Origin of the sequence: Streptomyces sp. UW30 (genome assembly GCF_008042075.1) — a bacterium.
Lineage (GTDB): Bacteria > Actinomycetota > Actinomycetes > Streptomycetales > Streptomycetaceae > Streptomyces.
Genome location: NZ_RDBN01000037.1, coordinates 2,239,566 through 2,250,561, shown reverse-complemented (window position 1 = coordinate 2,250,561; position 10,996 = coordinate 2,239,566). Strand labels below are relative to the sequence as shown.

At 70.5% G+C, this 10,996-nt stretch carries 12 protein-coding genes; 4 read left to right on the top strand and 8 right to left on the bottom strand.

Features of this window, described 5'->3' with window-relative positions:
- Position 1: 1 nt before the first annotated feature.
- Positions 2 to 343: a transcriptional regulator gene (locus EAO75_RS47690; RefSeq protein WP_261989439.1), complete on the top strand. Its 342-nt coding sequence runs from the start codon at positions 2 to 4 to the stop codon at positions 341 to 343.
- A gap of 16 nt (positions 344 to 359) precedes the next feature.
- On the opposite strand, the gene EAO75_RS29005 is transcribed toward EAO75_RS47690, so the two are convergent.
- The 3 genes from EAO75_RS29005 to EAO75_RS28995 all read right to left on the bottom strand — a co-directional run bounded on the left by EAO75_RS29005 (position 360) and on the right by EAO75_RS28995 (position 2,898).
- Positions 360 to 962 (bottom strand): ClpP family protease, encoded by a 603-nt coding sequence (locus EAO75_RS29005; RefSeq protein ID WP_147997934.1) that lies wholly within the window; start codon positions 960 to 962, stop codon positions 360 to 362.
- Between the two features lies 1 nt (position 963).
- Complete coding sequence (locus tag EAO75_RS29000; RefSeq protein WP_147997933.1) at positions 964 to 1,602, bottom strand: ClpP family protease; 639 nt, start codon at positions 1,600 to 1,602, stop codon at positions 964 to 966.
- 87 nt (positions 1,603 to 1,689) lie between these two features.
- Positions 1,690 to 2,898, bottom strand: a complete 1,209-nt coding sequence (locus tag EAO75_RS28995; RefSeq protein ID WP_147997932.1) for an epoxide hydrolase family protein — start codon at positions 2,896 to 2,898, stop codon at positions 1,690 to 1,692.
- 123 nt (positions 2,899 to 3,021) lie between these two features.
- Between EAO75_RS28995 and EAO75_RS28990 the strand changes: the two genes are divergently transcribed.
- Entirely contained in the window at positions 3,022 to 3,504 is a 483-nt protein-coding gene (locus EAO75_RS28990; RefSeq protein ID WP_147997931.1) for a VOC family protein, read from the top strand.
- Between the two features lie 8 nt (positions 3,505 to 3,512).
- On the opposite strand, the gene EAO75_RS28985 is transcribed toward EAO75_RS28990, so the two are convergent.
- From EAO75_RS28985 to EAO75_RS28965, 5 genes are all read right to left on the bottom strand, one after another.
- Complete coding sequence (locus tag EAO75_RS28985) at positions 3,513 to 4,409, bottom strand: SGNH hydrolase domain-containing protein (RefSeq protein WP_147997930.1); 897 nt, start codon at positions 4,407 to 4,409, stop codon at positions 3,513 to 3,515.
- A gap of 118 nt (positions 4,410 to 4,527) precedes the next feature.
- The gene (locus tag EAO75_RS28980) at positions 4,528 to 5,406 is read right to left on the bottom strand and encodes a geranyl diphosphate 2-C-methyltransferase (RefSeq protein WP_147997929.1); all 879 of its coding nucleotides are present in this window, start codon (positions 5,404 to 5,406) and stop codon (positions 4,528 to 4,530) included.
- A gap of 50 nt (positions 5,407 to 5,456) precedes the next feature.
- Positions 5,457 to 6,506: a family 2 encapsulin nanocompartment cargo protein terpene cyclase gene (locus EAO75_RS28975; RefSeq protein WP_147997928.1), complete on the bottom strand. Its 1,050-nt coding sequence runs from the start codon at positions 6,504 to 6,506 to the stop codon at positions 5,457 to 5,459.
- A 16-nt stretch (positions 6,507 to 6,522) separates the two neighbouring features.
- Positions 6,523 to 7,953: a family 2B encapsulin nanocompartment shell protein gene (locus tag EAO75_RS28970; protein WP_147997927.1), complete on the bottom strand. Its 1,431-nt coding sequence runs from the start codon at positions 7,951 to 7,953 to the stop codon at positions 6,523 to 6,525.
- 313 nt (positions 7,954 to 8,266) lie between these two features.
- Complete coding sequence (locus tag EAO75_RS28965; RefSeq protein WP_187284619.1) at positions 8,267 to 9,274, bottom strand: zinc-binding alcohol dehydrogenase family protein; 1,008 nt, start codon at positions 9,272 to 9,274, stop codon at positions 8,267 to 8,269.
- 152 nt (positions 9,275 to 9,426) lie between these two features.
- Between EAO75_RS28965 and EAO75_RS28960 the strand changes: the two genes are divergently transcribed.
- On the top strand, positions 9,427 to 10,227 hold the full coding sequence (locus EAO75_RS28960) for a VOC family protein (RefSeq protein ID WP_147997925.1): 801 nt from the start codon (positions 9,427 to 9,429) through the stop codon (positions 10,225 to 10,227).
- A 64-nt stretch (positions 10,228 to 10,291) separates the two neighbouring features.
- Complete coding sequence (locus EAO75_RS28955) at positions 10,292 to 10,984, top strand: ribonuclease H (protein WP_147997924.1); 693 nt, start codon at positions 10,292 to 10,294, stop codon at positions 10,982 to 10,984.
- The last annotated feature ends 12 nt before the right edge of the window (positions 10,985 to 10,996 follow it).

Here is a 10,996-nt window from a genome sequence, read left to right as displayed (position 1 = left end):
GGTGCTGTTGCTGGCGGCCGCATTCGTGATGGCACGGCGTTCACCGGCCCGGATGCGGGCCTGGCAGCACTCCGTGCACATGGCGGTCGCGCTGGCCCTCACGGTGCTGATGATCTGCCTCGTCGGCCGGATCTCCATGCCGTATCTGTCGGAGGTGGAGCGCGGCCGCAAGGAGGCCTCCTCGGAGGTTCTCGCGGCCGCGGCCCACGCCCTGGGGCTCGGTCTCGGCGACCTGCTGTCGCTGGCGCAGGGCGAGCTCGTCCGGGTCACCGGCCGCCGGGTCCCGGGTGGCAGCCGCGCCAGGACGGGTTCGTCGTACGACGGGCTGTGCCTGGCGGCATGACGGATGTGCCGGCGCCTCAGACCCGCACGAGGCGCCGGCTCACCACCTCGTCGGCCAGCCCGTACGCGACGGCCTCCGGCGCGGTGAAGACCTTGTCGCGGTCCATGTCCGCCCGCAGGGTCGAGATGTCGTGCCGGGTGTGCCGCGCCAGCACCTCCTCGACCTGCGAGCGGATCCGGATCATCTCCTTGGCCTGGAGAGCGAGGTCGGACACCATGCCCCGGCTGCCCCCGGTGGCGGGCTGCCCGAGCAGCACGCGCGCGTGCTCCAGCACGAACCGCCGCCCCGGATCCCCGCCGGCCAGCAGCACGGCGGCCGTGGACGCGGCCTGCCCCACGCAGAACGTGGAGATCGGCGCCTGCACATACGTCATGGTGTCGTAGATCGCCATGAGCGAAGTGAACGAGCCGCCGGGGGAGTTGATGTAGATCGCGATCTCGTTCTCCGGCGCCGACGACTCCAGATGCAGCAGCTGTGCGATCACGACATTGGCGACGCCGTCGTCGATCTCGGTGCCGAGGAAGATGATCCGCTCCGACAGCAGCCGGCTGAAGACATCGGAGGAACGCTCGCCGTGCGCGGTCCGCTCGACGACGTACGGAATCGTGTAGTTGCCCATGTCACAGCCCCATCCGTCGCTTCGAGGCGGCCGGGCGGACGTCCGCGAGGGACTCCACGACCCGGTCCACCAAGCCGTACTCCGTGGCCTGTTCGGCCGTGAACCAGCGGTCGCGGTCGCCGTCCCGGGAGATGGTCTCCGGGGTCTGGCCGGTGTGCTCGGCGGTGAGCCGCTCGATGGTCCTCTTGGTGAAGTCCAGGTTCTCCGCCTGGATCTCGATGTCCGCGGTCGTGCCGCCGATCCCGGCGGACGGCTGGTGCATCATGATCCGCGCGTTCGGCAGCGTGTACCGCTTGCCCGCGGTGCCGACGCTGAGCAGGAACTGGCCCATGCTGGCCGCGAATCCCATGGCGAGCGTGGAGACGTCGTTCGGGATCAGCCGCATCGTGTCGTAGATGGCGAGGCCCGCGTGCACCGACCCGCCCGGGCTGTTGATGTACAGGCTGATGTCGGTGCGCGGGTCCTCCGCCGACAGCAGGAGCAGCTGCGCGCAGATCCGGTTCGCGGAGGCCTCGGTGACCTCCGTGCCGAGGAACACGATGCGCTGTCCGAGCAGTTGGGCGGCGAGATGGTCGTCGAACCGGGTCGGCGGGGCGTCGTCCTCCTCGGCACGGGGCGCGAGCGTCGGATGTGGAGTCATCGGTTCTCCTCGTGGTGGTGGGGATGCCGTCGACTCCACTGTTGACCTCGGACGACGCCGATGGCCGGATTCTCTGCCCTCGGCAGATCAGCTGACGGCAGAGCCCTCCCGCAGCTGACGGAAGAACGCCCGCACGTCTCCCACGACGAGATCGGGCTCCTCCATCGCCGCGAAGTGCCCGCCCCGGTCGAACTCCGTCCAGCGCACCAGGTTCTCGGTGCGCTCCGCCTTGTGCCGGAGCGGGATCTGCGGTTCGGCGGGGAAGAGGGCGAGCGCGGTCGGGGCGGAGGACGGCTCGGAGGGCTTCGCCACCCGGCGCCGCGGGTGGGCACGCTCGTAGTAGATGCGGGCGGACGAACCGGCGGTCCCGGTCAGCCAGTACAGCATCACGTTGGTGAGCATCCGGTCCCGGTCGATCGCCTCCTCCGGCAGTTCCTTGGAGTCCGTCCACTCCCTGAACTTCTCGACGATCCAGGCGAGTTGACCCACCGGCGAGTCGGAGAGCCCGTACGCCAGGGTCTGCGGCCGGGTGGCCTGCTGGTGGTAGTAGCCGATCCCGTCCCGCGACCAGGCCGCCCACCGGCGCCACGAGGTGAGCGCCCGCTCCTGCTCCTCGGGGCTCAGCGCGTCGAGCTCCTGCGAGGTCGGCTCGGTGGCCGCCTGGGCGCCCGGCAGCAGATTGAGATGGACGCCGATGACGCGCTCGGAATGCGCCCGGCCCAGCTCACGGGAGATCGCCGCGCCCCAGTCGCCGCCCTGTGCGCCGAACCGCTCGTAGCCGAGCCGGTGCATCAGCTCCGCCCACGCGTCGGCGACCCGGCCCGCCTCCCAGCCGGGCTCGGTCGTCGGCCCGGACAGCCCGAACCCCGGGATGCTCGGGACCACGACATGGAAGGCGTCCGCCGGATCGCCCCCGTGCGCGGCCGGATCGGCCAGCGGGCCCACCACGTCGAGGAACTCCACGATCGACCCCGGCCAACCGTGCGTGATGATCAGCGGCGTGGCGTCCGGCTCGGGCGAGCGGACGTGGGCGAAGTGCACGTTCGCCCCGTCGATCGTGGTCATGAACTGCGGCCACTCGTTCAGCCGGGCCTCGGCCGCCCGCCAGTCGTAGGTGTGCCGCCAATGCCGTACGAGGTCGCGCAGATAGTCGGTCGGCACGCCGTACGCCCATCCCGCACCCGGGATCTCGTCGGGCCAGCGGGTGCGGTCGAGGCGGTCGTGGAGGTCGTCGAGGTCGCTCTGCGGGATGTCGAGGCGGAAGGGCCGGACGCTGTCCATGGGCGAAGACGTCATGCCGGGATGCTAGTTCGTGTGGGTGTATCGGCCACCTGGATTTGGCGGCGCTCCGGCCGATGAGTTTCGCGGCGCGGACCGGTCGACACACATGACAGCGGATCCACGCTCCAGGAGGTACTCATGGCAACCGACGGTTTCACCACGTGTCTCTGGTTCGACGGCCAGGCCGAGGAGGCCGCCCACTTCTACGTCTCGATCTTCAAGAACTCCAGCGTCGGCAAGGTGGCGCGCTACCCCGAGGGAGCGATGCAGCCCGCCGGCAGCGTGATGACCGTCGAGTTCACGGCCAACGGCCACAAGTTCCTCGGTCTCAACGGCGGCCCCCAGTTCAAGTTCACCGAGGCGACCTCCTTCATGATCTTCTGCGAGAACCAGGAGGAGATCGACTACTACTGGGCCAAGCTCATCGAGAACGGCGGCGAGCCCGGCCCCTGCGGCTGGCTCAAGGACAGGTTCGGCCTGTCCTGGCAGGTCGTCCCGGACCGTCTCGACGCGATGGTCACCGACCCGGACCCGGTGAAGGCGGCCCGCGTGACCAAGGCGTTCATGGCGATGCAGAAGTTCGACATCGCCGCCCTGGAGAAGGCCCACGCCGGGGAGTGAGACCCGCCCTACCGGCTCTCGCGGATCACCCGTGTGATCTCCCGGGCGATCCGCAGGATCCCGGGCGAGCGGACCGGGCACGGCTTCGGGGGCGAGGTCGTGGGCGCCAGACAGAAGTGCAGGTAGTCGTCGTCGCGGTGCAGGGCCGTCCGGCCGCGGCCCGGCTGGGTGCAGTACGTGTCGTGTGCGTGCTCGTAGGCCGTGCACGGCAGGTACTGGACCCAGGAGTAGCGGGCCSCGGCCGCGCTCACCGTCCTGCCCGCGTCGGCGAGCAGGCCGCCCGAGGCACCGGCACGCAGCTCGTACAGCGAGTTCACGAGCCTGACCCGCTCCGGCGTGATCGGGTCAGGACCCTGGAGCACCCAGACGATCCGCGTCTCGCCGGCAGCGGCGATCTGCTCGGTGAGCCTTTTCGCGTCCGCCTCGTACCGCTCGGCGTACTCGGTCCGGGAGGCGTCGTAAGTGATCCCGTCCATGCACGGCGTGTAACCCCAGGCGTTCCCCCAGAACTGCAGCACCACGAAGTCCGGCCGCAGCCGGCGCACCAGGGCGGCCGCCTTGTCCGCGTCCGGGACGAGGGATCGCTTGCCCGTGCCCTCCAGGTAGTCGCAGAGGGTGGTGCCCGAGTAGGGGGCGCTCGTGTACGTCGCCCGCAGCTCGCGGCGCAGCTCCTGGCCGAGCACCCGCTGCGCCTCCATCGCGAGCGAGTCGCCCAGATACAGCACGGTGGGCGGTTTCGCCGGGTTGGTGCTCGGTGAGGCCGAGGCCGGCGCCCGCTGTTGGGTGGTCACCGACGCCCTCGGCACCGCCGGAGGCGGCGCGTCCTCCGGCTCCGACGCCGGATCCCCGCACGCGCCGAGCAGCACGGCGGCCAGCAGGAGCCCCACGATCCACGGCTTGCGCATACGGCGACTCCCGCCCCGGACACCGAAAACGGTTCCCCAGGCAAGCACGGCCCGGCGCAAGGGGGAAGACACGCGTCGGCCACGAAATGCCCATGGCCGACGCCTGCCTGACGATCTGTCAGATGCGGTCCGCCGCGATCAGCAGGTACTGGAAGCTGCCGTTGCGGTACGCGTTCAGGAACGTGTCCTCGATCCCGGTCACCAGGTGATCGGCCTCGCGGCGCAACTCCCAGTAGGGGATGGTCGCCTCCGTCAGGTCCTGCACATGGACCGGGACGAGGCGGTTGCGGGCCATCGCGCGGAAGTACGCCGAGCGTGGATGGATGTCGCAGATGTAGTGGGCGTTGATGAGGKAGACCTCGCGCGAGGCGCGCCCGTAGGTGTCGTTGTAGCAGCCGGTGATCACCACGTAGCGGCCGCCGCGGCGCAGCAGCCGGGCGTGCTCGGCGAACAGCAGGTCGAGCTCGACGTACATGGTGGACTCGTTGTTCCAGGAGGCCGCGTACGCCCCGGTGGCCAGCCCCGTGTCCAGCATGTTGCGGTGGTGGTAGCGCACCCGGCCGTCGATGCCCCGCTTGCGGGCCTGCGCGTTCGCGAACTCGGCCTGCTTCTCGGAGATGGTGACGCCGTCGGCGTGGCAGCCGTAGCGCAGATTGGCCACGACACTGCCGCCGCCGCGCCCGCAGCCGGCGTCGAAGACGCGGTCGGCGGGGGACAGGGGGCCCAGGCGCCCGGCGAGGAGTTCGGCCTGGGCGTGCTCCAGCCGGTGCAGTTCGGTGGTGATGCGCTCATTGCGCAGCCCGGGATCGGGTTCGTCGAGCACGGAGCGGTCGGCGTCCCCGATGCCGTAGTGGTGGTGGTACAGGTCGTCGAGCTTTCCCAGTTCGAGGTTGACCGGGTTCTCCTCGGCGTTCCAGTAGTCCGCGACGCGGGTCTGGTACGTGGACTGGGTCGGCACCGATGCTGCCTTGGTGCCGGCTTCGGGGGCGATGGTCAACGGGGACTCCTCGCGTTGGTGCGTGTGACGCTCTGTCATTCGATCGCGCTCTACCAGTAGTTGGGCAGGTGGTATCGGTGGGTGTTGGTGGAGTGCCACTCGTGGTTCCCGGCGACCCAGTCGGACAGGCTCCGGGCGTAGCGCTCGACGAGCGGTGAGGTGGCGGCGAGCAGGGCCGACTCGTCCTCGAACGCCTCCATGATCTGGTTGTGGATCTCGACCGCCTTCAGATAGGCGGCCTTGAGACCGCAGCGCTCGTTGGCGGCGATGACCTGCGGCAGGTTCAGATGGGTGGGGTCGCTGGCCAGTTCCTTGGTGAAGGAGTACAGGTCGTTGACGATCGTGGTGGCGTTGCAGGCGAGCGCGGTGACGCGCTGGATCTCGGGGCGGGCGTACACCGCCTCGGGCAGTTCGTAGCCGTCGATGGCGTCGACGATCGACAGACAGGGCCGGAAGTTGTTGAACTGTCGCATCACCAGGTACTCCCACACATGGGGGACGTACCGCGTCTGACTCCAGGCCGCCTCGGCGAGGTAGCCCAGGTGCAGCCGGGCGAGGTCGTGCACGAGCCGGTCGGTCTGGCTCGGTGTGGCGAGGGCCGAGTAGTCCTTGAGCGCCCAGTTGTACGAGCGCAGCGGACCGTCCCCCTGCATGCCGTGCGCCCATTGCTCCTGGAACTCGGGCGTGGCATGGAACGGATCCAGAGCCGACTGGGCCATGATCAGCCGCCCGCCGAGGCCGCTGCGCGTCGCGCCCCTGCCCTCGTCCTCCTCGCAGTAGCAACTGTCGACGATGTTCTCGGCCAGCAGCAGCTTCCCGGCCGCCGTCAGCCGGTCCAGGTCGGCGCCGGCCGGATGCTGGAGCACCACGGCCCGGCCGAACTGGAAGCCGGAGAAGTCCCCCGACCAGGCCGGCGGGAACAGGTCGAGACGGCGGGCCCAGTCCTCCAGCCTGCGGTCGACCTCGTCGACCTTCTCCGGGTCGGCGGGGCCCACCTGCCGGTAGCGCAGCCCCGGGATCGCGCCGCCGCGCCGGATCCGGATGGTCCGGGCAAGGTTGGGCGGCCCGGGCAGGGGCGGCGAGGAGGCGGTCGTACTCATCGGGTTCTCCAGGCGGTCACTCAGGGGTCCGGCCGATCTGGGCGTTCTCGAGGATCCCGACCGCGTCGGGGACGAGGATCGCCATCGAGTAGTAGGCGGTGACGAGGTAGCGGATGATCGAGTTGGCGTCGATGCCCATGAACCGCACGTTCAGCCCCGGTTGGTGCTCCTCGGGGATCCCGGTCTGGTACAGCCCGATGGCCCCTTGGTCGCCCTCGCCGGTGCGCAGCGCGATGATGCTGCTGGTGTGCTGCGGGCTGACCGGGATCTTGTTGCACGGGAAGATCGGGACGCCGCGCCAGGCGGGGATCTCGTGCCCGTCGACATTCGCCGTACCGGGCACCAGGCCGCGCCGGTTGCACTGCCGGAAGAAGGCCGCGATCGCCTTCGGGTGGGCGATGAGCAGCTTGGTCTTGCGGCGCATCGACAGCAGCTCGTCCATGTCGTCCGGGGTCGGCGGCCCGGTGAAGGTGCTGATGCGCTGCCCGTAGTCGGCGCTGTGCAGCAGCCCGAAGTCCCGGTTGTTGACCAGCTCCCACTCCTGGCGCTCGCGGATCTCCTCGATGGTCAGCCTCAGTTGCTGCTCGGTCTGGTTCATCGGGTTGTTGAAGAGGTCGGCGACCCTCGTGTGCACCCGCAGCACGGTCTGGGTGAGGGACAACTCGTACTCGCGCGGCGCGAGATCGTAGTCGACGAAGCCACCACCGATGGTCGGCTCGCCGACATGGCCCGCCTGCACGGGGACGTCGGCCTCGCCCTTGCGGTTTATGGGCAGCTGCTGGCGCTCGGCGTAGGCCGACAGGTGCTCGGCGAGGGACGGTGCCCGCTCGGAGAACTCCTGCACCACCGTCCAGGGCAGCACCATCAGCACGCCGGAGGTCTCGGCGCGCACCGAGCTCAGCCAGAGCGGGTCGGGCTGGCCGATGGCCTCGTCGCCGATCTGGTCGCCGTCGGTGACGACGCCGAGGATCTCCTCCTCGCCGTACTTGCCCTCGGCGAAGCGCGTGAAGCGGCCGTGCACGACGAGGTAAGCCTCCTGGACCGGCTGCCCGGCCTCGMCGAGCACCTGGCCGGCCCGGACCTCGCGCACCCGGAACCGGGTCGCGACCTCCTTCAGGACGTCCATGTCGCCGTACCCCCGCAGGACCGGCAGTTCGGTGAGCGTCTGGGGGATGACCTTGATGTCGTCGGCGCCGTTCTGCTCGAACTGCACCCGGCCGCGGCCGACGCGCAGTTGCAGACGCCGGTTGACGCGGTAGGTGCCGCCCTTGACGTCCACCCACGGCAGCATCTTCAGCAGCCACCGCGAGGAGATGGCCTGCATCTGGGGTTCGGACTTGGTGGTGGTCGCGAGCTGGCGCGCGGCCTCGGTGCTGAGACTGGTGAGCGGTCCGTCGGGGGCGGGGTCGTCGGCGGCGGGTCCGGTGACGCTCTCGGGTACGGACACTTAATCCCTCCCTGGAGGGTGATCAGGAGTGAGCGGAGTGGTCGTTGACGACGGCAGCCTCTGGGCGCGATGACGGCGGCCCAGTGGCACTGGTGGGCCGTACGCGTCGCATGGACAAGACAAACAGCGTGGGCGGTTTGCCCGGTACGGCGCGAAGGGGGCGGTTTCACCACCTGGGTGGTGCAAACCCTCCCTGGAAGCGGAGGGCGCACGGGCCCGTCCTTTCACGCCGGTCGCGTTCGCCCTCTTCGGGCGGGCGCAGGGCGCGCGGGCACCGGCTCGCCCGCCCCGACCGCGCCGGGGCGCACAGGGCTCAGGACAGGTCGTTCACCAGCACGGCCGCCCCGTCGAACCGGCCCGCCTTGAGGTCCCGGAGCGCTTCGTCCGCCCGCGACAGCGGATACGTGTGCGTCGTGGCGTGCACGGAGTGCTCGGCGGCGAGCGCCAGAAACTCACGGCCGTCCTCGCGCGTGTTGGAGGTGACGCTGCGCACCTGCTTCTCGTAGAACAGCTCGCTCTCGTACGTCAGCACCGGGATGTCGCTGAGGTGGATGCCCGCGATCGCGAGCGTCCCGCCCCGGTCGAGGGCCCGCAGCGCGACCGGGACCAGCTCACCGGCGGGCGCGAACAGGATCGCGCTGTCCAGCGGCTCCGGCGGCATCTCGTACGCGTCCCGCGCCGAGGCGGCGCCCAGGTCGAGCGCCAGTTTCCGGGCGTCGGCGCCGCGTGTGAGGACGTGCACGGTGGCGCCCTCGGCCATCGCCACCTGCGCGCACAGATGAGCGCTGCCCCCGAAGCCGTACAGCCCGAGCCGCCCGCCCCGAGGCAGGGCCGAGCGGCGCAGCGCGCGATGGCCGATGATCCCGGCGCACAGCAGCGGCGCGAGCGGCACGTCGTCCAGGGCGCCGGGCAGCCGGTAGGCGAACGCGGCCGGCACGGTCGTGTACTCGGCGTATCCTCCGTCGGCGTCCCAGCCCGTGTACGAGGAGGCCGGGCACAGGTTCTCCGACCCGCGCACGCAGTAGCCGCACGTGCCGTCGGTCCGCCGCAGCCAGGCCACGCCCACCCGTTCCCCGACGGCGAAGCCGCTCACAGCAGCCCCGAACCCCGCCACCGTCCCGACGACCTCGTGCCCGGGCGTCACGCCGGCCCGGTGCACCGGCAGATCGCCCTCGGCGACATGCAGGTCGGTGCGGCACACCCCGCACGCGCGCACCCGCACCAGCAGCTCGTCGGCCCCCGGCACCGGAACCGGCTTGTCGACCAGTCGCAGCGGCCCCGCCTCGACCGGCCCCGGATCGATCACCGACCACGCGCGCATCGTCCCGTCCGCCATACCGAGTCCCGTCCGTCGACCGGTCGCCGTCCCCCCCCTCAGTCTGGAACGGAACCAGGCATTCGGCGCGCGCCCCGACCGCCCGATGACTAGCGTAAGAATCCGGACAACTCACCGATCCGGGAGAGGGCCGCACCATGGCCGCGAAACCTGAAGGAACCCCGATCTGGGCCGACGCGATGTTCAGTGACATCGAGGGGGCCAAGAACTTCTACGGCGATGTTCTCGGCTGGACGTTCGGCGAGCAGTCGGCGGAGTACGGCAACTACACCCAGGCCTACGCGAACGAAAAGGCCGCCGCCGCGGTCGTCCCGCCCATGCCGGGCCAGGAGGGGCAGTCGCAGTGGTGCCTCTACCTCGCCACCTCCGACGTCAACGTCACCGCGGCCAAGATCCGGGACAACGGTGGCGAGATCCTGATGGAGCCGATGGCGGTCGGCGAGTTCGGCAGCATGTGCCTGGCCCGCGAGCCCAGCGGCGCCGTCTTCGGCCTCTGGCAGGCCGGTACCCACGAAGGCTTCGAGGCGCCGGTGGAGGAGCCGGGCGCCTACTGCTGGGGCGAGGTCTTCACGCGCGAGCGGGAGAAGCCGGACACGTTCTTCCCGGCGGTCTTCGGATACGGCGCGCAGCAGATGGAGGACGAAGCCGTCGACTTCCGGATCTACTCGATCGGCGACGACATGGTCCTCGGCCGGATGCGGATGACGGACGAGTTCCCGCCCGAGGTCCCCTCCTACATCAACGTCTACTTCACGGTCGAGAACTGCGACGACGCGGTGGCCCGGGCCACCAAGCAGGGCGCCGTCCTGCGCTTCGGCCCGATGACCTCGCCGTTCGGCCGGTTCGCCGCGCTCAGCGACCCGCAGGGCGCCAACTTCTCGGTGATCGACGTCACCACGACCGAGGGCGAGATGCCACCGACGACCGTCGTCTCGTGATCGATGGCTGACCACGACTGATCGGCGACCGCACCTGCGACCGGGCGGCCCGCCGGCCCATGGCATGATCGGGCACATGCTTGAACGTGTTGTGGCCGCGTGCGACGGGGCTTCCAAGGGAAACCCGGGGCCGGCGGGCTGGGCCTGGGTCGTCGCCGACGAGAGTCAGACCCCGGTCCGCTGGGAGGCGGGGCCGCTCGGCAAGGCCACCAACAACGTCGCGGAACTGACCGCACTGGAACGGCTCCTCACGGCGATCGACCCCGGCGTACCGCTGGAGATCCGCATGGACTCGCAGTACGCCATGAAGGCCGTCACCACGTGGCTGCCGGGCTGGAAGCGCAACGGCTGGAAGACAGCCGCCGGCAAGCCGGTCGCCAACCAGGACCTGGTCGTGCGCATCGACGAACTGCTCGACGGCCGCGAGGTCGAGTTCCGCTACGTCCCCGCCCACCAGGTCGACGGCGACCCGCTGAACGACTTCGCCGACCGCGCCGCGAGCCAGGCCGCCACGGTCCAGGAGTCCGCGAGCAGCGAGCTCGGCTCACCGCAGCCGCCGCCCTCCCCGGACACCCCGAAAGCCAAGGCGCCGGGCCGCAAGGCCACTGCCTCCCGGAAGAACGGAAGCTCCGCGCGCACCATCAAGGCCAAGTTCCCCGGCCGGTGCCTGTGCGGCCGCAGCTATGCGGCGGGCGAGCCGATCGCCAAGAACGCCCAGGGCTGGGGCCACCCGGAGTGCCGCACCGCCGAGGCGTGAGCGCCGGGCCCG